This window comes from Cupriavidus sp. FW216-B1 (assembly GCF_058789195.1).
In genome coordinates, this window is record NZ_JBYTEL010000001.1 from 1505668 (window position 1) to 1526244 (window position 20577).

The window sequence follows — 20577 nt, forward strand, 5'->3', positions numbered from 1 at the left end:
TCATGCAAAGGATTCTTGATCTTTCACGTTTCCTGGCGCTTCCAGCTCAGTCCGGCGGCCAGTGCCAGCGCCGCGCCCACGGCCAATGAGGCCACGGCAAAGCCGAGCCGCACGTCCCGGGCGCTTGCCCCATCGGGCGCGATCGAGATGAATAGTCCGCCGATCATGGCGACGCTTACCGCGGCGCTGATCTGCAAGGTGGCGGTCACCAGGCCCGAAGCCAGCCCCGCCCAGCGGGTTTCGACATGGTCCACGTTCAATCGCACCAGCGCGGGCAGGGCGATGCCTTGTCCGGCGCCGATCAGAAACAAGGGCAACGCGAGCCAGGATGGCGCGCCGGCGCAAGCCAGCGCCGCGACCATGGCCAGACCGAGCACCTCCAGGATCATGCCGGCCGCGGCGGTGCGGGACCCCATCCGCCGGGCGATGCGCGGGCCGCACAGTGGCCCGAGGAAGAAGCCGATGCCGAGCGGCAGGATGGCCAGGCCGGCTGCCAGTGCATCGTGGCCCAGACCGGCCTGTTCGTACACGGCGAACACCAGGAAGAACGCGGCGAGCGAATAGAAGAAGAATGTCGATGCCAGGCTGCGCCGCAACCCGCTCACGGCCAAGAGCGAGGGCAGCACAAGAGGCGTCCCGCCGGCGAGCTCCTGTGCCTTTTCGTACCGCCAGAAGGCCCACAACAACGGCGTGCTCAGGATCAGCAGCGCCAGGCACCACCACGGCCAGTGGTGCTCCCGCCCTTCGATGAGCGGTACCACAAGGGCCAGCAGGCCAGCCGCCAGCAGCAATGCCCCCGGCACGTCCAGGCGGGCCGAGCGCCCGGCTCTGCTTTCACGCAGAAGCACCAATGCCGCCGGAACGGCAAACACGATGATGGGAAGGTTGATCAGAAAGACGCTGCGCCACCCCAGGCCCCATGGACTGGCCGAAACCAGCACGCCGCCCAGCAGTTGACCGCCCACGGAAGCCAGGCCGAATGTCGCGCCATATAGGCTGAGCGCGCGATTCTTCTCGCTTGCCGGAAAGATAGCGTGTATTGATGCCAACGATTGTGGTGCCATGATCGCCGCGGAGATTCCTTGCAGCAGCCGGCCGACGACGAGCATGCCCGGTGACGGCGCCAGGCCACACCATGCCGAAGCGATGCCAAAGCCGACCATGCCGCCTGCGAATACGCGCTTTCGGCCATACAGATCACCTAAGCGACCGCCCAGGATCAGCGTGACGGCATAGGCCGCGGCATACACCGAGATCACCAGTTGCGAGACATCCGACGATGCTTGCAGGCCCGTCCGCATGGCGGGGAGCGCCACGTTGACGATGAAGAAGTCCAGGGGCGGCAAGAGCGTGCCGGTCAGCAGGACAACCAGGGCGAGCCAGCGGCGGGTGTCAGGGGCCGCTGCCTCGGAGGCCCGGGTCAACGTAGTCATGACGTGCGCGCCTTAAAGTGCAACCGCTCGAACACGCAGCGGGGCGATGGCGGTGAAGCGCGGCACATCGGCCATCACGGCGGAGACTTCGGGTGACGCAAATGCGGCTTCAAGCGCCGCTTCATCCCGGAAAACGCATTCACAGAGGGCAAGCGTTCCTGCCTGCGCGGCCGCGGGAAAGAATGCGTTCAGGCTGAGCAAGCCGTACTGTTTCCACGCCGTCATGACCAGCGGCAGGTGAACCGCAACGTAGTGGTCACGATCAAAACGATCTTGCGGTGTGCCCTGATAGGTCACATAGACAACAACATGGGAAGCTTCGGTGTTCATGGCTTGAGGTTCCAGATACGACCGCCCCCGGAATAGGCGCGCAGTCGGTCCGTGGGGGCATTGATGACGGGGCCATGATGGCACCCACAGTATTGTCCGTGGACTGCCATTTCTGTATATTTCACGTACATTTCTGAACGGGTTTGCATCACATGGAATGGAACGACGTCCGCATCTTCCTGGCGGTAGCGCGCGGGGGATCCTTTGGCGAGGCCGCCCGGAGGCTGGACGTAAGCCATCCGACGGTGGGCCGCCGCATCAAGGTGCTCGAGGATGAAGCCCAGCAACCGCTCTTTCGCCGGACCAAGGACGGGCTGGTGCTGACGGATGCCGGTGACACCGTGCTGGCGCTGGCGGAATCCATGGAGGATTCCGCGCTGTCCATGGAAAGGCGCCTGGCCGGCAACCACGAGCGCCTCGAAGGCATCCTGCGGATTTCGTCGGCGGACTGGTTTGCCGGCCATGTCCTGGCTCCCGTCCTGGTCGAGTTGACGCGCCGTCATCCCGCTGTCGTGCCGGAGGTCATCGCGAGCTATCGATTGCTCGACCTTTCACGCCGCGAGACCGACGTGGCCTTCCGAATCGTGCCGTTCAGCGAACCGGATATTGTCCAGCGCCGTCTGATGCGAATGTCATACGGTCTCTATGCCTCGGCCGAAACCGCGCGGGCATTGCAGAACGACCCGGCATCCGTCGGGGTCATTCTCATGAATACCGCACAATCGCACTTTCCCGACGTGGCCTGGGTACTGGACCGGTTCCCGCTTTGCCGGCGCGTCTTCACAAGCACGAGCCGGACGGTCCAGGCACAGATGTGCCTGAGAGGCATGGGCATTGCGGTGCTGCCAAGGCCGGTTGGCGATGCCGTCTCCGGATTGCGGCGCATCGAGACGCCGGAGCCGCCACCGGCGCGGGATATATGGGTGGGCTATCACCACGACCTGCGGCACATGGAACGCTTGCGGGCGATGCTGGATATCGCCGGCAGGATGCTGTCGGATTCCGCGACCGCAGCGCACTGAGTCGCATCCCTTCAAGGCGATGTCCGCGCCTTCTCGCGCGACAGTTCCGCCACCGCCGCCACGCCCGCCAGATGCAGCAGCGCCTGCTCGGCGCCCCGGCTCGCCGCCGCCACGAAATCGATGAAGCGCCGCACCCGCACCGGCATGTGGCTGCGATGCGGGTAGTACATGTAGAGCCCCACGCTGTTGCTCGTGAGCGCCGGCAGGATCGGCACGAGGCGGCCGGACTTGATGTCGGCGTGCACCGTGTAGGCCGCCAGCTGGCCGATGCCGATGCCCGCGCGCACCGCCTCGACCTCGGCCTCCACGTCGTTGAACGTCACCACCGCGGCAGCTCCTCGTAGACCAGGTCGCCCTTGAGCGCGATCTCCCACGGCACCAGGCGGCCCGTGACCGGGCGGCGGAATCCGGTGCACTGGTGGCGCCGCAGTTCCTCCAGGCTCTTCGGCTCGCCGTGCCGCGCCAGGTAGTCCGGCGCGGCGCAGATCAGCAGCGGCAGGTCACACAGGCGGCGCGCCACCAGGTTGGGCCCGGGGCTGGTGCCGGCGCGGAAACCCACGTCGATGCGCGCCTCGACCAGATCAGTGAACAGGTCGCTGAGCACCACGTCGAAGGTCACTTCGGGATATTCCTCGCGGAAGGCCTTCACCAGCGGCACCAGCACGCGGCTGCCCACCGAGGGCGGCGCGGCCAGGCGGATCAGCCCGTCGCTCTCGCGCTTGCTGGCGCGCACCTGCTCGAGCGCTTCGTCCAGTTGCCGCATGCCCGGGTCGGCCAGCGCGAACAGGCGCGCGCCCTCCGTGGTCAGGCTCAGCTTGCGCGTGGTGCGGTGCAGGAGCCGCACGCCCAGCTCCTGCTCGAGCGTGCGCACCGCCTTGCTCACCGCCTGCGGCGTCACGCCCGCGTCGACGGCGGCCTGGTGAAAGCTCCTGGCTCTTACCACGCCGAGAAACAGGGTCAGTACGCGCGCTTTGTCCATGATCGGCAACGTCGGGTTGGGAAAACGGCAAGGATAGTACGTCCCGCGCACGTGCGGTGCGCCGGTTGCGCGGCCGACACAGCCCGCGTGCGGGCGGCGCGCGCGCGCCGCGGGCGCTTTGTGCGGCACCCCACAAACACGGGTCCGGCCTGCTTGTAGGCTCACTTCTCGCCGCCAGCGCGCCGGCGCGGCAGGGAGGCCGCGCGCGCGGCCAATCCCCGGAAAACACAAAACCGGACGGGAGCGGGACATGCTGCAGGAAGCGTTGCGGAAGGCGTTGCGAGAAGCGATGGAGCGGGCCAGGCAGATCCGGCGCAGCGAACGGTTCAAGTATGCGCTGGCCACCTTCAGCCGGCTGGCGCTGCACGCCCGGCAGCGCCTGAACCCGGGCGTGTTCGCCATCGACATCCACGAGAACTCCGGTTTCTTCTCCGTGCTGCAGATGGTCCTGTTCATCCTGATGTACTGCGAGGAAAAAGGCCTGGTCCCGCGCATCTCCGCGCACGGCCCGATCTACGGCGACCCGGACGGCAGGATCAACTGGTTCTCGACCTTCTTCGAAACCGTGCGGCCGCCGCCGGACGCCGCGCCGGCGCGCAAGGTCAGGACGTCGCGCGTCCACGACCTCGTGCAACTGGGCCTGCGCGGGCGCTACGAAGCCCGGCTCGAACTCAAGAGCGCCAGCGCCCTGTTCCAGGCGCACTACCGGCCCGCGGCCTTCATCCGCGATGAAGTCGACGCGCTGTGCGCCACGCTCGGCATCGGCGAGACCACGCTCGGCGTGCATTTCCGCGGCACCGACAAGCGCCACGAAGCGGAATCCATGAGCTGGGAGGCGTTCTGCCAGGTGGTGGCGTCGACGCTGGCGGAGAACCCGCGCCTGACCAGTCTTTTCGTGTCCAGCGACGAGGCGGCGTTTCTCGATTTCTTCGCCGCGTGGCCGTTCGGCAAGCCCGTGCGCGTGGCGCCATCGAAACTGCTCGCCGACGGCAGCATGCCGATCCATTTCCGGGGTTACGCCGGCCTGGAAATCGGCCGCGAGGCGCTGGTCTCCAGCCTGCTGCTGTCGCGCTGCGGGTTTCTCGTGAAGACGCCGTCCTACCTGTCGGCGTGGTCCAAGATATTCAACCCGGCGCTGCCGGTCAGGCTGGCATCGCCGCCGCGCCCCGATGCGTTCTGGTTTCCGGACAGCCAGTTGTGGGCCGAGAACGGCATGGCGCCGGCGGCGTGAGCGGCGCGGCGGCGCCCGCCTTCGTCATGGCGGCATCGTGCCGCGCGCGGCGCAAAGCAAAACGCCCCGAATGGCATTCGGGGCCATCGGGACGTTTCCGGCCGGCGCCGCCGGGGCAGGCGCCGCGCGCTTACTTGTCGGTGCCGACCGCCGGCGCCTTCTTGTGGCTGCGTGTCTTCCCGTGCGCTTTCGTCGTCTTCGAGTCGGTCAGCGCGGAAGCGGTGCTCTGCCTGGCCCCCTGGGTATAGGGGTCGAACTTGTCGTTGGCCCGCGCCGTGTCCGGCACGTAGCCATCCTTGTTCGTCACACGCTGCGGGTCCGGCACGTAGCCGTCCTTGTTGGTGCTGCGCATGTTGTAGTCATAGCGGTCGGCCGGATTCGCCGGGCCGGCGGCATGGACGATACCTGGAACGAGAACGGCAATTGCCAGCGCGATAGCGATTTTCATAGGTCACTCCTTCCAATCGAGGTCCGCGGCCCCTCGCGCTAACCCGGCGCAGTGGCCTCCGTCTGACAGCGTAGCTGCCGGCACGGCAAAGTTCCAGTACGGTTTTTGCTTTCGGCCCGGGCGCCGCGCCCGCGCTACGGATTGGCATGCAGGTAGGCCAGCAGGTCCGCGATCTGCCGCTCGCTGCCGAGCCCCCAGAAACGCATCCTGGTGCCGGGCACGACCTTGCCCGGCGACGAAACGAACGCCGCCAATGTCTTCTCGGACCAGACAATGCCCGACTGCTTCATGGCGGCAGAGTATTGATAATCGCTCGTGCTGCCGGCAACGCGGCCGAAGATGCCGTTGAGCTGCGGCCCGAAGCCGCCGCGCGCCGACGGCCCGACGCTGTGGCACGACGCGCATTTCGAGGCGAAGACATTGCTGCCGGCCCGCGCGTCCCCGGCGGCATGCGCCGCGGCGTGAAACGCGAAGGCCAGGATCAATACTGTGGATTTTTTCATTGTGGCCGGGCAGCCGCGCCGGACAGCGCGGAGGCAGCCGGGCGGGGAGAGAAATTGTCGAACAGCACGGATTGTGCAGGATTATTGGACAGCCTATGCCAATCTTCCAGATTGAACCCGCGCGAGCCGCGCACTATTGTGTGGGTTCCCTGAACTACCCGCCCATATCGCCATGTTCGAAGTCCGCGGCTACGCCGTCCATAACGCCGAGTCTCCCCTCGTCCCGTTCCGCTTCCATCGCCGCGACGTGGGCAGCCACGACGTGCGGATCGAGATCCTCTACAGCGGCATCTGCCACTCCGACCTGCACCAGGCCCGCAACCACTGGAGCAACTCGCTCTACCCGATGGTCCCCGGCCACGAGATCGTGGGCCGCGTGGCCGAGGTCGGCAGCGCCGTGACCGGCCTGCGGGTCGGCGACTACGCCGGCGTGGGCTGCATGGTCGATTCCTGCCGCGCCTGCGCGGCCTGCCGTGCCGACCTCGAGCAATACTGCGAGCAAGGCGCCACGCTGACCTACAACGACAAGGAACGCGGCAGCGACCAGCTGACCTTCGGCGGCTACGCCGAGCAGATCGTGGTCGAGCAGCGCTTCGTGGTGAAGGTCTCCCCCAAGCTCGACCTCAAGGCCGTGGCGCCGCTGCTGTGCGCCGGCATCACCACCTACTCCCCGCTGCGCCACTGGAAGGTCGGCCCCGGCCAGAAGGTCGGCGTGATCGGCCTCGGCGGCCTCGGCCACATGGGCATCAAGTTCGCCAAGGCGCTCGGCGCGCACGTGACGATGATCACCACGTCCCCCGGGAAAGGCAAGGACGCCACCCGCCTCGGCGCCGACGCGGTGCTGCTCTCGCGCGACGCCGACGACATGGCCCGCCACGCCCGCAGCTTCGACTTCCTGCTCAACACCATTCCGACCGGCCACGACCTCAACCCCTACGCCGCGCTGCTCAAGCTCGACGGCACGATGGTGCTGGTGGGCGTGCTGACCGACATCGAGCCGCTGGCCGGCATCAGCCTGATCGGCGGGCGCAAGTCCATCGCCGGCTCCGCCATCGGCGGCATGGCCGAGACGCAGGAGATGCTGGATTTCTGCGCCGAGCACAACATCGTCAGCGACATCGAGATGGTGCCGATCCAGGCCGTCAACGAAGCTTACGAGCGGCTCGAAAAGAACGACGTGAAATACCGCTTCGTGATCGACATGGCGTCGCTGAAGGAAGAAGCCGCCGCCTGACCCGCGGCGCGGGCGGCGGCATGCGGACAACGCAAGCGTTGCCCCGCATGCCGCCCTCCCCGCCGCGCGGCCTAGCGCACGATCTGCGGATAGATCCGGGTGCTGACCGCCACCATGCCCAGCAGCGTGACCCCGAGCACGGCCCCGTCCACCGCGAGGCCGATGCCGCCGCCGGCAGCGCGCCCGGACAGCAGCAGCGTGCGCAACGCATCCACCTGGTAGGTCAGCGGATTCAGGTGCGAAATGACCTGCAGCGCGCGCGGCATCAGGGAAGTGGGATAGATCGCGTTGCTGGCGAAGAACAGCGGCATGGTCAGCAATTGCCCCACGCCCATGAAACGCTCGCGCGTCTTCACCAGGCAGGCAATGATCAGCGAGAACGTGGAAAACACCGCCGCGCCGAGCAGCACGAACACCACCAGCCCCGCCAGCGACAACGGGTCCCACTGCATCTTGACGCCGAGCAGCGCGGCCAGCGCCATGACCACCACGGCCTGCACCAGCGCGCGCACGCCGCCGCCCAGCGCCTTGCCCAGCACCAGCGCGGCGCGCGGCGTCGGGCTGGCGAGAAACTTGTGCACGATGCCCAGGTCGCGTTCCCAGATGATGGAAATGCCGTTGAAGATGGCGATGAACAGCACGCTCTGCGCCAGGATGCCCGGCACCAGGAAATCCAGGTAAGGCACGCCGCCGGTATCGATCACGCGGCCGTGGCTCATGACCTGCCCGAATATCAGCAGCCACAGCGCGGGCTGCACCGCGCGCGTCACCAGTTCCGTGGGGTCGTGCCAGAGCTTGCGCACCTCCATGTCGGCAATGGCGAAGGTCTTGGCAACGAAGGCCACCACCGGCCAGGGCCTGCCCGCGTCGCGTTGCGGCAGCACGTCAGGCAAGGCGGTTGGCGGAGCGGCGGGTCTGAGAGGTTTCATCGTAGGCACCTTGCTGGGCAGCGTCCGCGCTGGTGTAGTGTTCGAAAACGTCTTCAAAGCTGGCATGCGCGCCGACGACAGCCTTGAGTTCCGCGGGCGAGCCGATCGCGGCGATCGTGCCGTGATTCATGATCCCGACCCGGTCGCACAGCCGCTCCGCCTCTTCCAGGTAGTGCGTGGTCAGCAGGATGGCGCTGCCGAACTCCGCCTGCAGCTTCTCCAGCTGCTCCCACACGGAGATGCGCGCCACCGGGTCCAGCCCGACGGTGGGCTCGTCGAGGAAAAGCACCCGCGGCCGGTGCAGCGTGGATTGCGCAATCTCCAGGCGCCGGATCATGCCGCCGGAATAGGTCTTGACCAGCTTGTGCCCCACGTCGGCAAGATCCATGAACGCAAGCGCATCCTGGATGCGCTTCTCGCGCTGCGCGCGCGGGATGTCGTAGAGCTTGGCAAACACCAGCAGGTTCTCGAAACCCGACAGGTCGCCATCCGCCGACAAAGCCTGCGGCACATAGCCGATGATGCGCCGCACGGACGCCGCCTCCCGCACGATGTCGAAGCCGCCCACCGACGCCGTGCCTCCGCTGGGCGGCAGCAAGGTCGTCAGCATCTTGATCAAGGTCGTCTTGCCCGCCCCGTTGCGGCCCAGCAGGCCGAAGACCTCGCCCGCCTCGATGGACAGCGTCAGGCCGCCGACCGCCGTCATGCTGCCGAAACGGCGGACCAACGCATGGGTTTCGATGATGGGCTGGGACATCGGTCTCCCTCGGGCAGGACTGGCGGGCACGGATGAACGGGCGCGGCCGTCCCGCATGCTGTCGTTGCCGGGCCGGCCGCCGATCTGCTCAATCTATACGCCGCCCGCCGGGGCCCCTTGATGTGGGTCAAGGTCGCTTCGCGGGCTGCTGCGAGCCATGTCATCCCGCGGCGGCGGGGACATACAGGATGGACCGGACACTAGCGCGCTTCGCTGCCCGCGGCGGCCATGCCGCTGTCCGTGGGCATCGGCAGGCCGGTGAATTCAACCTTGTGGGTTTCCATGCTGCAACAGGCATGGGGGGCAGGCAGCGACGATACTGACATTCACTGCGCGGGCGACTTCCGGCTTGGCAGGGTCGTCCAGAAGGGATTTCCGCGCGCTCGACTCAATCCTTTCCGGATTGAATCCCCGGTCGAGAAAGAAGCGACGAACCGTCTCGGCCCGCGCTCTGATAAGTGACACACCTCCTGCTTCACCCCCGACCCGATAAGCATCGACAAGGAAATAGTCGTAGTTCGGGTAGTTGACCCGCTGCTCCGCAAGCCATGTTCCCAGTTTAAGCGCCGCGTCGGCGGTCAGCATGTGTGAATTCTTGGGAAACCACAGGTATATATCAGGAAAACCCGGACTGCATGCATACGTTGTGCCGGTCGACAAGCACATTGCCAGAATGGCTCGCCTGAGCCATTGCCTATGCCGACACATCGGTCCACTGCTATTTTTCTTGGACATCAGTTCTCCAGTTGATTGATTTCATTTCGATGGTTGCGGCCCGGGACAGCACGGATGCGGACAACGCGGATCGACGGAGATATAGGCGGTGTTCGCCAGCCGCCGCGCTTCGGCGTTCGGGGGGGCGTCGTAGCCGTAGTTCTTGATCTCCGCATCCAAAATGTCCGACTCCTTGACACCAAGATTCAACAGCAACCGCTTCAAGTCCTGCGCCCTGATCTTTGCCAGATGGGCCGATATGCCAACTCGTGGATTTTTCTGAACCGAAATGGAATACGTACCGTCATTGGGGAAGGACCGTCTCGCCATCCCCCTCCAGTCAGCCATGCGGCGAATTTCGCTGGCCGAAAGAGTGATCCGCTGGCCCTCATAGAGAGGCTCGTACTCAACATATGGCGGATGGCAAGCGAAAGCAGACCAAGTTGATATCAACGGAATTAAACCCAGTAAATATTTCATCAAAGCCTCCATACCGGAACGTTGCCGGTCCAGTTAGGAATATTTGCCACATAGTACGAAATATTATCTGCATTGTTTATGCAAAATTCATCTCGTGCGACTGCCTTCTCCATCGATATTCGGATACTTGACCAAGTGTCCCTGCTATCCATCGCCAATGGAAAATGTGATATCTCATGTATCAGAATGGTAAGTTTTGACTCTTTATTGAACGGGACACCATGAATACTGTTTGCTTCGGCATCGGTTCGGCAAAATATATCCCCGATAAAAATCATATATGTTCCATCGGGCTTACAGACGGAGGCCGTTGGTGGCAACTCATCCTCCCTCGCACGCGGCACACACCCCACCCGCGCCAGCCCCGCCACCGTATAGCGCTCATAGTTCCTGTCGGTCAGCCCGCGCATGATCTGCCGCATGCGCGCCATCCCGCCACGCAGCCGCTCCCGCGTATCCTCGCGCGCATTGCCGAACCAGAGCCTGACCTTGTCCTGGTCCGCGGTGTTCCACCGTTCCAGTTCGGCCAGCCGGTCGCCCAGCAGCCGCACGGCCTTGTCGCGCAGCCGGTTCATGGTGGCGTAGAACTCCGCGTTGCTCATGTTCTGGCAGATCAGCGCGGGGTCGTCCGCGGCCGTTTCCCGCGGCGCGCCTTCGGTCAGCTTGTTCGAAGCCGCCACGGGCGCGGCGGCGCTGCCCGCCGGCGGACGGATGCCGCCGCGGTTCACCTCGATGGTGAAATCGTCCTGCGAGGCAATGACGACCGGCTTGTCCGCGCACTTGCAGTTCACGCGCGCGCCTTCGACCAGGACCTGCTTGCCCATCACGCTGAACGACGGATGGCAGTCGTTGGTGACGACACCGCTGCCCTGGCATGCCGGGCAGGTGGCGATGTCGCCCTCGACGCCGAGCCGCACGCCGTGGTGCGTCATCGCACCGGTGCCGATCAGCGTGCCGTTGCTGCTGGTGCGGTCGCCGTTGCGGAGCGCTCGTCGCATGTCCATCATCAGAAGACCTCTCGCGGTTGGATGGGTTGGCGCGGTGACGGCCGTCGCCGCGCGATGCGGCGCTCAGGCGGTCGCCTTGGCGCCGGGGCCGCCACGGAACACCGCGATGGGCACGAAGTGCCATTGCGCGGCTTCAGGGTCGTAGAGGGCGACCTGGTCGACTTCCGCGCCGACCGGCACGACGCCCGGCATGCGCTGTATGGCCAGCCCCACGGCCTGGTGCCGCTGCTGTTCCGTCCAGGTTTCCAGCAGGCCGTGCGAGTCCGCGTGCGCGAACAGCCCGGCGTGTTCGCGCAGGCGCTCGTACCTGGCCATGCCTTCGGGGCCGATCTCCAGATCGATGGCGTCGAGCCGCGTCTGCGGGATGTCCTCGGTCTGCATCATGCAGACGCTGGCGAGAGCGCCCTTGCGCCGGACCACGATGCGGCCGTCGCTCGCGGCCCAGCCGCAATGCAGGTTGAGATGGAGCTTGCCGCCGCCGTGCCGGATCAGCGGGCGCGGATCGAAGGTGGCCGCGCGCACCACGTGATACGGCTTGCCGGGGCCGGACATGAATGCGGCGTCGAGCAGGGCGTCGAAGGGCGAGATGTGGACGGACAGCGCGTCGCCGGAGTCGGCGTCGCCCTCCTCCACGAATTCGCACAATGCGTTGCACCAGTTCGGCTCGCCTTCCCTGGGCGCGTAGTTGACCAGCAGGAACAGCTCCGGCGTGGTGTGCAGGACATGCCCGCAGGGGCGGGATGGCGGGTTCGGTTGCGCCATTTGAGTACACCTCCTTTGAGTGACATTGGAGTGACTCAACATATACCTAGTATCGGGCGCGAAATAAATGGGAAATTTCTGTTTTTGCGCTCTCCGCCGCGCAAGATTGAGCGCGCCGGGGGTCCGGCGGGCCGTGTGCCGCCTTCGGGACGGCGCCTTTCCGGGCCGGCCGTGCCGCGCCGGCAGCCGGCGGACGCGGTGCCGCGGCCCCTCGGAAGAGGCAGGCCGAAACGCTCAAGCTTTGCCGGATTTCTCCGATAGCATCTCATCGCGCGCAAGACCGCCCGCGCCGGGCCATCGACGCAAGGCGAGGCGAGGCGGTCCACCAACCACCGGGCATCAGGACACCGGCCAAGACACCGAGGACACAAGTACAAGTGGAACCAACCGATCTGTATGCATTCCTGCGAGACACCAACCTCGTGGAGCTGATCGAGCAGAACAAGACGACCGACGACCTCTTCGACGTCATCAAGCTCACCGAGAACCAGCACTCCGACACGCTGGCGTGGTGCATGAACCCGAACGAGGGCCACTCCCAGGGCGATGCCGTCATCAAGGATTTTCTCGAGGCCGGTTATGCCGCCAGCGTGGATCCCATCTGGGACAACAAGCGGTTCTTCGAGAAATGGACACCGGGCAGGATCCGCACGAGCAGTTTCGGCGCCGCGTTCGTTACCCGCGAATTCAGCGTCGAGGTGGACAACGGCACGAAGAAAGGCCGGCTCGACCTGTTCCTGATCGACCCGCAGAACAAGATGCTCATCACGATCGAGAACAAGGCCGGCGCGAACCTGACCGCCGAGCAGCTGGACAGGTACGTCAAGGCGGTCAAGGCCGAAGTCTCGTCGCGCCCGGTCTTCTCCGACTACGACCAGGCCTTTATCGTGCTCGACCGCGACCTGAAGGACTATCCGGAAGACGCCATCGAATCGCTCGGGAAACGATGGACGCTGCTCGACTACAGCTGGCTCGAAGCCTCGGCGAAACGCGCGCGGTTCCAACTGGCGCGCGACAAGAACGCCGCGCAGCTGCTGGTTGCGTACTGCCAGAAGCAGACGGAATGGGAGAGCCCGGCGGAGCAGCGCATCTCCGAACTCGCCGCCGACCTCGCGCTCGCCCATCCGCAGGTGGTCGAAGCCATGCGCGAAGTGCGCAAGGAGTCCGTCCTCGACTGGAAACCGAAGTCACTCGAAGGCGCCATCGGCGAACTGCGGCTCTTCCAGGCGCAGTATCCCCAGGTCTGCGAGCAGCTCACCGGCATCCAGGGCGTGGCCACCATCGTCCAGCAACTGGTGAGGAGCATGCCCTCGCTGAACCAGGACCTGATCGAAACCGGCAGGACCTGGTTCAACGCCACGCCCGCGCAGACCGTGGATCTGCTGCGCGACGGCGACGATGCCTTCTGGCCGGTCTACATCAACGTGTATCGCGACGCCAGGGCCTCCCGCCCGGACGCGCCGAAGTTCAACCTTCGCCTGGTCTGGGCACGGGGCGAATTCAATGCCGCGATCTGCGACGAGCCGGAACTGCGCGCCCACTTCCAGACGCTCTTTCCCGGCCTGAAGAAATTCGCCGCCTCCGACATTCGCCGCCTGGTCATCAAGAAACACCTGTCCCAGGCCGATGCGGTCAAGGAGTCGAGGAATCTGCTGGAATCCATCAGCGACCAGATCAGGAGCCGGCCCGTTCTTGCTGCCGACTGAACGAGGGTTCCCCGCCTGCGCTGCGGCGCCCTTCGACACCCCCTGGCGACGCCCCCTAGCGATGCTCCTGCCGGTGCGACGAAGCGCGGCGCGTCCAGACGGCCCCGCCGGACGCGCTCCTGACCTGATCCGCCCACACGCCGTCGATCAGATCGAGCGCCGGCGCCGGCAGCGGAACGTAGTCGAGATCGATCGCGAAGCGCTGGCCATCGTGCAGCGCCCAGTCGAAGAATTTCAGGACTTCGAGGCTTCGCGCGGGCTGATCGGCCGCGGTGCGCAGCAGGATGAACGTGCCGCCGGCAATGGGCCAGCTCGCCGCGCCGGCCTGGTCGATCAGGAGCTGATACAGATCCGCGGAGCGCCGCCATTGCGCTGCCCGTGCCGCCGCCTCGAACGAAGCCTCGCCCGGCTGCACGAATGCGCCATCGCGATTGCGCACCGAGGCGGTGGTGAGGTTGTGCTCCCGGGCGTAGGCGTATTCGACATAGCCGATCGATGACTTCGTGCGCTGCACCGACGACGCCACGCCCTCGTTGCCCGCGCCCGTCACCCCGGTCGGCCATGCGAGCACCTTGTCCGCACCGACCTTTGCGCGCCATTCCGCGCTCGACCGCGACAGGAACTCGGACCAGAGGAAGGTGGTGCCGGACGCATCGGACCGGTGCACGACCGTAATGAAGGTGCTGGGCAGATGCAGCCCGGGATTCAGCGCCGAAATGGCGGGGTCGTTCCATTTCGTGATCTTGCCGAGGTAGATCTCCGCCAGGACCTGCCCGCTCAGCCGCAGCTCCCCGGACTTGATGCCGCCGACGTTCATGACCGGCACCACGCCGCCGATCACGGCGGGAAACTGCATGGCACCCGCCCGCTGCAGTTCCTCCTCGGCAAGCGGCACGTCCGACGCGCCGAAGTCCACCATCCCGTGCCCGACAAGATCGATGCCCGCGCCGGAGCCGACCGCTTCATAGCGGATGTCGACGCCCGTGGCGCGCTTGTACTCCGCGGCCCACTTCGCATAGATGGGATAGGGAAACGTCGCGCCGGCCCCGCGCAGGACCACGTCGGCGGCGAATGACGGCCGGTGCGCCGTCAGTGCCAGGGCGGCCACCAGCAGCAGGATCAGGTGAGCAACACGATTCATGACTTCCCCCGGCGTCGCGCAAGCGTCACAAGCGATGGCTACAGTGATTGCGTGGAATGGGATCATAGATCGAATGCCGCAACGAGCAGATGACAGTCCGCGCCCGACGCAGCGGAGGCAACCGGCCGCCTGGATAGCGGCTGCGGCGCTGGCGGCCGCGCCCCCGGCATTCGGCGCGCACCCGCTGGAGGCCGAGGACACGAGCACCCAGGGCAAGGGCAATATCGAGCTCGAGAACGGCATGTCGTGGCTGCGCGCCGAGGGCGCGACGGTGTTCACGTATCAGCCGCAGATCTCGTATGGCCTGACCCCGACCCTGGACCTGATCGTCCAGCCGTCCTGGATACGCGGGTTCGATCCGGATGGCGCGCGAACCCGGGGGCTGGGCGACACGAACATCGACGCGAAATGGCGCTTCCATGGCAGCGCCCCCTGGGCGTTCGGGACGAGGCTGGGCGTGACGGCGCCAACCAGCCGGCATGGCCTCGGGCTGCCTCACGACAAAGTGTCCGCGCACGCGCTGATGCTTGCCACCTACGATGCCGCGCCCTTCACGTTTCACGGCAATGTCGGGCTCGCGCGCAACCCGGAGGAAAGCGGGGCGAGAACGTGGGAAAAGCGAGTGGCCGCGGCAGTCATGTGGGCAGCCAACGAGCACCTGATCCTGACGGCGGAAGCCGTGGCCGTCACCGACCCGAACCCCGCGAGCGGAGCCTGGCCGGTGACACTGCTGGCCGGCGTCATCTATACGGTGTTTCCAGGCCTGGATCTGGACATCGGCTATCAGTCCACCGCGCGGGCGAAGGTGCCATCGCGGGAATGGCTGATCGGGATTACCTATCGGTTTGCGCCTTAGCGCCTGCCCGAAAATTCCCCGCAGCGAAGATTCCCCGCGGATGGGGTTCAACGCTCCGGGCAGGCCGCTATTGCCCGATCTCGCCGTTCGCCCCGGGCCAGCGCCCGCTGCGCGCCAGTTCGCGCGCGACCTCCACAAGCACCACGCGCGCGCCAAGCGCGGCCGTCGACAATTCATCGTCGGGCAGGCTGGCCAGCAGGCTGGTGCGATGCATCGCGTCGTCGCGCAGGCGAATGGCGCGCAAGCCATCGGCGCCCGACGTGCCGCCATGCGGAATGCCCACGCGGGCCAGCAGCGAGCCGGGCTGAATCGTGGCGCCCACGCCAGCCCGCACCACATCCATCAGCGTGCCGGCGCCATCGACTTCGAGCACGACATTCGGCATGCCGCCAACTTCGCGAAACGCATCGAGCACGAGATTGCGCAGCGTGTGGGTGCCGCTCGGGAGAATCAGCGGCAGATCGCCCAGTTCCGCCACCGAGGCTTCGTCGGCGTCGGGCATGCCCGGAAGACCGGCGCTGCCAAGCAGGAACAGGTGCTCGTCCAGCAGCGGCACCACGGTCCAGCGGCGCGCGGCATCGGCCTGGAATACGATGGCCAGATCGAGCTGGCGCGAATTGAGCAGCGCTTCGAGATTGCCGGCGAGGCCCTCCACGATCCGCAGGCGCACGGCGGGATAGCGCGCGCGCATGGCGGTGACGAAGGGCAGCGCCAGCATCGCCGCGGTGGTGCCGGCCAGGCCGATGCTGACCAGCCCCGACAGCCGCCCCTGCTGTGCCGCGCTGGCTGCCGCCTCGACCTGGCGCAGGATCAGTTGCGCATGCCGGAAAAAATCGAGGCCGGCATCGGTGGGAAACACGCCGGTCGAGCGCCGCTGCAGCAGGCGCGTGGACAGCTCACCCTCCAGCCGGCTGATCTGCTGGCTCAGCGTCGAGGTCGCCAGATCGAGTTCGATCGCGGCGCGTCCCATGCTGTTCAACTCGACGACACGCACGAAATAGCGAAGCTGGCGCAGTTCCATCTGGATATAGGGGGGGCGGGGGGTGTTCAAGTATACCGAACACCCGTTCAGCCAAGGCTCATGCCGGTTCCCGGTGCGCCATATAGACTCGCGCCAATGTCCTGTCCCCAGAAAGATTTCCCGATGAGCCACGGAGTTTCCGCATGACCGCGAGCGCCCAGCCGCGCGCCGCGCAGCCGGCGTCCAGTTCCGCCGATACGCAACGGCGCCGCGTCGATACCCGCTTTCGCGGCATTCTTTCCCTCGACGATTTCGAGCGGGCCGCGCAGCGGCGCCTGCCGCGCCCGATCTTCGGCTATGTCAGCGGCGGCGTGGAAGACGGCCTGTCGCTCGACGACAACCGGCGGGCATTCGCCGAATATGGCCTGCTGCCGCGCTTTCTGGTAGGCGTGGCCGGGCGTTCGGCACAGGCCACGCTGTTCGGCCGCACCTATGCGTCGCCGTTCGGCATCGCGCCGATGGGCATCGTGGCGCTGTCCGGGTATCGCGGCGATATCGCATTGGCCAGCGCCGCCGCCGGCGCCGGCATTCCCATGATCATCAGCGGATCGTCGCTGATTCCGCTGGAGACCATTGCCGCCGCGGGCGACCGGCCGTGGTTCCAGATCTACCTGCCGCCCGATCTCGCGCGTACCGATGCGCTGCTCGATCGCGTGGCCCGCGCGAAGATCGAGACGCTGGTCGTCACCGTGGACGTCGCGGTGCCCGGCAACCGCGAGAACAACCTGCGTACCGGCTTCTCCACGCCGCTGCGCCCCACGCCGCGGCTCGCCTGGGACGGGCTGACCCGGCCACGATGGCTGCTTGGCACCTTCGCGCGCACGCTGGTCCGTCACGGCATGCCGCATTTCGAGAACTCGTTCGCCACGCGCGGCGCGCCCATCATGTCCCGCAATGTGGAGCGGGAATTCAGCGGACGCGCGCATCTGGACTGGAGCGTGATCCGCCATATCCGCGCCCGCTGGCAAGGGCCGCTGGTGATCAAGGGACTGCTCGATCCGGCCGACGTGCGATGCGCGATCGAAGCCGGCGCCGACGGCATCATCGCCTCCAATCACGGCGGACGCCAGCTCGACAGCGCGGTCTCGCCGCTGCGCACGCTGCCGGCGATGGTCGATGCGGCGGGCGGCCGGCCGGTGATGCTCGATGGCGGCATCCGGCGCGGCACCGACGTGATGAAGGCGCTGGCGCTGGGCGCGCGCTTCGTGTTCGTGGGCCGGCCGTTCAACTACGCCACCGCGTTCGGCGGACACGACGGCGTGGCCTACGCGATCCGCATTCTGCACGACGAGGTGGTGCGCACGATGGGCGCGCTCGGCATCAACGCGCTCGCGCAGATGACACCGGACCGGCTGGTACCGGTACCCCCGCGCTGAATTCCGCGACGACATAAAACATAAACACATACGGAGACAAAGATGGATCGACGACGTTTTCTCGCCACAGCCGGCACGCTGCCCTGGGCCGTGCCGCTGCTGCGCCCCGGATTGAGCGAGGCCGCCACCGGTTATCCGAACCGCGCGATTACCTACGTGGCGCCCTACCCGGCCGGCACCACCACCGACTTCGTGGCCCGCGCGGTCGCCCAGGCGCTCGCGGCCGAAGTTGGCCAGCCCGTGGTGGTAGACAACCGCGGCGGAGCCGGCGGCACGATCGGCAGCGGCCTCGTCGCGCATGCCCGGCCCGATGGCTACACGCTGCTGCAGGGCTCGACCAGCACCCACGGCATCAATCCCACGCTGTATTCGAAGCTGCCCTACGATGCCGAGAAAAGCTTCGAGCCGATCGGCCTGATCGCCTCGTCGCCGCTGATCCTGATCGTCAATCCGCAGTTGCCGGCACGCACGGTGCAGGAGTTGATCGCGCTGGCGCGCGCCAGGCCCGGCACGCTGCGCTACGGGTCGGCCGGCAATGGCTCTTCGCAGCACCTGGGCGGACAGCTGTTCGAATCGAAGGCCAATGTCGACCTGATGCACGTGCCTTACAAGGGCGGCTCGGCGGCCATGACCGACCTGCTCGGCGGACAGATCGACATGATGTTCGAGATCTTCCCCACCGCCCTGCCCCATATGCAAAGCGGCCGCCTGCGCGCGCTCGGCGTGACCTCGCTGAAGCGCATGCCGCAGCTGCCCGAGCTGGCCACGCTGGCGGAGTCCGGCGTGCCGGGGTATGAGATGGCGACCTGGCACGGCATGCTGGCGCCGGCGGGCACGCCGCGCGACATCGTCGTCGCGCTGAACCAGTCGCTGGCCAGGGCGCTGGCCACGCCGGCACTGCAGGCGCGCTTTGCGGCGGCCGGCCTGCAGGCCGCGCCCGCCTCGCCCGAGGACTTCGGGCGCTTCATCCACGCCGAGGTCCGGCGCTGGTCCGGCATCGTGAAGGCATCGGGCGCACGCATCGAGTAAGCGGGCGCGCGCCGCGCACGCGCGCGAACCGGCCGACCGGCGAGCGCCGCGGTGCTCGGCTCGCAAGCGGGCCGGTCAGCCCGCCACGAGCGCTCTCAGCCGCGCCAGCGATTCATTCACGATCTCGCCATAGCCGCGCCGCTCCGACTCGCCGACCCACTGCGCGAACGCGATCCGAAAGACGGCGATGCCCGCCTCGGCCGCGAGGGTCGCGTCCGGCTCGCCGACACCGCGCTCGCGCAGCGCCCGCGCGAGCGCCGCGGACAGCCTCGCCAGCTTGCTCAGCTCGCGCTCGCGCAGGTCCGCGTTGGCCGCGATCACCGTGCTGCGCAGGCGCGCGAACGGGCGGCGCTCGTCATCGAAGAAATCGCCGGCCCTGGTCAAGGCGGCGGCGACCGCATCCAGCGCCGAAGCCTCGGCCGGCGCCTGGGCCAGCGCCTCGGCCATCGACTGCTGAAGACGCTCGGAGCCATTGAAAAGCACTTCGCGCTTGTCGGCGAAGTAGCGAAAAAACGTGCGCGCGGTCAGCCCCGCGCGCTCCGCGATGGCTGCCACGGTCGTCTGCTCGTAGCCGATCTCACCGAACAGTTCGATGGCCGCGGCACGGAAGCGGCTCTCGGCATCGGGCTCCCAGCGACCCATGTCCCCTCTCTTGTGTTGACACAAAGTGACATCATAAGTCTATACTGATGTCATTCAATGACATCAAGGAGCCCTATCATGCGAATTCTCGTCACCGGCGCCTCGGGCTGGATCGGCTCGGCCAGCGTCAAGGAACTCATCTCCGCGGGGCATCACGTCCTCGGCCTCGCCCGCAACGACGAGTCCGCCGCCAGGATCGCCGGGCTGGGTGCCGAGGTGGTGCGCGGCAGCCTGGACGACCTCGCCAGCCTGCGCGGCGCGGCGGCGCTGGCCGAAGGCGTCGTGCACCTCGGCTACAACCACGACTTCTCGCAGATGGCGGCCGCGGCGCAGACCGACCGCGCGGCCATCGACGCGTTCGCCGACGTGCTGCAAGGCACGGGCGGTCCGCTGCTGGTCGCCTCGGGCTCGCTGGGGCTGGCCCCGGGCCGCGTCGGCACCGAGACAGACATGCCGGACGCCGGAGTCCACCCGCGCATCGCCAACGCGGCCCACGCGCTCGGCCTGGCCGGGCGCGGCATCCGCTCGATGGTCGTGCGCTTCGCGCCGACGGTGCACGGCGCGGGCGGCGACCACGGATTCGTCGCGGTGCTGGCGCGCACCGCCCGCGAAAAGCGCATCTCGGGCTACATCGGCGAAGGGCAAAACCGCTGGCCGGCGGTAAACCGGCTCGATGCCGGCAAGCTCGTGCAACTCGCGATCGACAAGGCAGCGCCGGGCAGCGTGCTGCACGCCGTCGCCGAAGAAGGCGTCGCCACGCGTGACATCGCCACGGCGCTGGGCCAGTTCCTGGACGTGCCGGTGGCATCGATTCCCGCCGAACACGCGCAGCAGCACTTCGGCTGGCTGGGCATGTTCTTCGGCGCCGACGCCCCGGCCTCCAGCGCACGCACGCGGTCGCTGCTGGGCTGGGAGCCGACGCACGCGACGCTGCTGGAAGACATCGCGGCCGGGCACTATCCCGGAAAGTGAGTAAG

At 66.9% G+C, this 20577-nt stretch carries 21 protein-coding genes and 1 pseudogene; 8 read left to right on the forward strand and 14 right to left on the reverse strand.

Annotation, left to right across the window (positions count from 1 at the left end; translation table 11 throughout):
- Positions 1–23 precede the first annotated feature (23 nt).
- Both AC3WXD_RS06560 and AC3WXD_RS06565 read right to left on the reverse strand, forming a co-directional pair.
- Complete coding sequence (locus tag AC3WXD_RS06560) at positions 24–1433, reverse strand: MFS transporter (RefSeq protein WP_492323312.1); 1410 nt, start codon at positions 1431–1433, stop codon at positions 24–26.
- Between the two features lie 12 nt (positions 1434–1445).
- A complete protein-coding gene (locus AC3WXD_RS06565) occupies positions 1446–1763 on the reverse strand; it encodes an EthD family reductase (RefSeq protein WP_020203411.1) in 318 nt (105 codons plus the stop codon).
- A gap of 152 nt (positions 1764–1915) precedes the next feature.
- On the opposite strand from AC3WXD_RS06565, the gene AC3WXD_RS06570 reads away from it, so the two are divergent.
- Complete coding sequence (locus AC3WXD_RS06570; protein WP_020203412.1) at positions 1916–2785, forward strand: LysR family transcriptional regulator; 870 nt, start codon at positions 1916–1918, stop codon at positions 2783–2785.
- Between the two features lie 11 nt (positions 2786–2796).
- Here the strand turns inward: AC3WXD_RS06570 and AC3WXD_RS06575 are convergent.
- Positions 2797–3764 (reverse strand): annotated as a pseudogene (locus AC3WXD_RS06575) (LysR family transcriptional regulator).
- A gap of 250 nt (positions 3765–4014) precedes the next feature.
- Here AC3WXD_RS06575 and AC3WXD_RS06580 point away from each other — a divergent pair.
- The gene (locus AC3WXD_RS06580) at positions 4015–4995 is read left to right on the forward strand and encodes an O-fucosyltransferase family protein (protein WP_492323313.1); all 981 of its coding nucleotides are present in this window, start codon (positions 4015–4017) and stop codon (positions 4993–4995) included.
- A gap of 130 nt (positions 4996–5125) precedes the next feature.
- Here the strand turns inward: AC3WXD_RS06580 and AC3WXD_RS06585 are convergent, their stop codons facing one another.
- Both AC3WXD_RS06585 and AC3WXD_RS06590 read right to left on the reverse strand, forming a co-directional pair.
- Complete coding sequence (locus tag AC3WXD_RS06585) at positions 5126–5443, reverse strand: hypothetical protein (protein WP_454733604.1); 318 nt, start codon at positions 5441–5443, stop codon at positions 5126–5128.
- A gap of 134 nt (positions 5444–5577) precedes the next feature.
- Positions 5578–5946 (reverse strand): c-type cytochrome, encoded by a 369-nt coding sequence (locus tag AC3WXD_RS06590; RefSeq protein WP_492323314.1) that lies wholly within the window; start codon positions 5944–5946, stop codon positions 5578–5580.
- Positions 5947–6118: 172 nt separating this feature from the next.
- On the opposite strand from AC3WXD_RS06590, the gene AC3WXD_RS06595 reads away from it, so the two are divergent.
- On the forward strand, positions 6119–7180 hold the full coding sequence (locus tag AC3WXD_RS06595) for an NAD(P)-dependent alcohol dehydrogenase (protein ID WP_020203417.1): 1062 nt from the start codon (positions 6119–6121) through the stop codon (positions 7178–7180).
- A 71-nt stretch (positions 7181–7251) separates the two neighbouring features.
- On the opposite strand, the gene AC3WXD_RS06600 is transcribed toward AC3WXD_RS06595, so the two are convergent.
- The 6 genes from AC3WXD_RS06600 to AC3WXD_RS06625 all read right to left on the reverse strand — a co-directional run bounded on the left by AC3WXD_RS06600 (position 7252) and on the right by AC3WXD_RS06625 (position 11829).
- Positions 7252–8064 carry an ABC transporter permease gene (locus tag AC3WXD_RS06600; protein ID WP_454734041.1) on the reverse strand — a complete coding sequence of 271 codons (813 nt, stop codon included), beginning with the start codon at positions 8062–8064 and terminating at the stop codon, positions 7252–7254.
- Position 8065: 1 nt separating this feature from the next.
- The gene (locus AC3WXD_RS06605; protein ID WP_059412525.1) at positions 8066–8866 is read right to left on the reverse strand and encodes an ATP-binding cassette domain-containing protein; all 801 of its coding nucleotides are present in this window, start codon (positions 8864–8866) and stop codon (positions 8066–8068) included.
- Between the two features lie 264 nt (positions 8867–9130).
- Complete coding sequence (locus tag AC3WXD_RS06610; protein WP_492323315.1) at positions 9131–9451, reverse strand: OmpA family protein; 321 nt, start codon at positions 9449–9451, stop codon at positions 9131–9133.
- Positions 9452–9622: 171 nt separating this feature from the next.
- Positions 9623–10060, reverse strand: coding sequence for a hypothetical protein (locus tag AC3WXD_RS06615; RefSeq protein ID WP_454733609.1), 438 nt, complete (start codon positions 10058–10060; stop codon positions 9623–9625).
- Complete coding sequence (locus tag AC3WXD_RS06620) at positions 10060–11067, reverse strand: M35 family metalloendopeptidase (RefSeq protein WP_492323316.1); 1008 nt, start codon at positions 11065–11067, stop codon at positions 10060–10062. Before AC3WXD_RS06620 ends, AC3WXD_RS06615 begins: the two co-directional genes overlap by 1 nt.
- A gap of 63 nt (positions 11068–11130) precedes the next feature.
- Entirely contained in the window at positions 11131–11829 is a 699-nt protein-coding gene (locus AC3WXD_RS06625) for a hypothetical protein (RefSeq protein ID WP_492323317.1), read from the reverse strand.
- Positions 11830–12206: 377 nt separating this feature from the next.
- Between AC3WXD_RS06625 and AC3WXD_RS06630 the strand changes: the two genes are divergently transcribed.
- Complete coding sequence (locus AC3WXD_RS06630; protein WP_492323318.1) at positions 12207–13535, forward strand: PDDEXK-like family protein; 1329 nt, start codon at positions 12207–12209, stop codon at positions 13533–13535.
- Positions 13536–13590: 55 nt separating this feature from the next.
- Here AC3WXD_RS06630 and pstS read toward each other — a convergent pair whose 3' ends face one another.
- Positions 13591–14676: a phosphate ABC transporter substrate-binding protein PstS gene (gene pstS, locus AC3WXD_RS06635; protein ID WP_059412522.1), complete on the reverse strand. Its 1086-nt coding sequence runs from the start codon at positions 14674–14676 to the stop codon at positions 13591–13593.
- Between the two features lie 73 nt (positions 14677–14749).
- Between pstS and AC3WXD_RS06640 the strand changes: the two genes are divergently transcribed.
- Positions 14750–15532 carry a transporter gene (locus AC3WXD_RS06640; protein WP_492323319.1) on the forward strand — a complete coding sequence of 261 codons (783 nt, stop codon included), beginning with the start codon at positions 14750–14752 and terminating at the stop codon, positions 15530–15532.
- Between the two features lie 67 nt (positions 15533–15599).
- Here AC3WXD_RS06640 and AC3WXD_RS06645 read toward each other — a convergent pair whose 3' ends face one another.
- Entirely contained in the window at positions 15600–16553 is a 954-nt protein-coding gene (locus AC3WXD_RS06645; RefSeq protein ID WP_020203426.1) for a LysR substrate-binding domain-containing protein, read from the reverse strand.
- Between the two features lie 143 nt (positions 16554–16696).
- Here AC3WXD_RS06645 and AC3WXD_RS06650 point away from each other — a divergent pair, with 143 nt between their 5' ends.
- Positions 16697–17929, forward strand: a complete 1233-nt coding sequence (locus AC3WXD_RS06650; protein WP_492323320.1) for an alpha-hydroxy acid oxidase — start codon at positions 16697–16699, stop codon at positions 17927–17929.
- Positions 17930–17971: 42 nt separating this feature from the next.
- On the forward strand, positions 17972–18958 hold the full coding sequence (locus AC3WXD_RS06655; protein WP_492323321.1) for a Bug family tripartite tricarboxylate transporter substrate binding protein: 987 nt from the start codon (positions 17972–17974) through the stop codon (positions 18956–18958).
- Positions 18959–19033: 75 nt separating this feature from the next.
- On the opposite strand, the gene AC3WXD_RS06660 is transcribed toward AC3WXD_RS06655, so the two are convergent.
- On the reverse strand, positions 19034–19600 hold the full coding sequence (locus AC3WXD_RS06660) for a TetR family transcriptional regulator (RefSeq protein WP_492323322.1): 567 nt from the start codon (positions 19598–19600) through the stop codon (positions 19034–19036).
- 78 nt (positions 19601–19678) lie between these two features.
- On the opposite strand from AC3WXD_RS06660, the gene AC3WXD_RS06665 reads away from it, so the two are divergent.
- Positions 19679–20572 (forward strand): SDR family oxidoreductase, encoded by an 894-nt coding sequence (locus tag AC3WXD_RS06665; RefSeq protein WP_020203430.1) that lies wholly within the window; start codon positions 19679–19681, stop codon positions 20570–20572.
- The last annotated feature ends 5 nt before the right edge of the window (positions 20573–20577 follow it).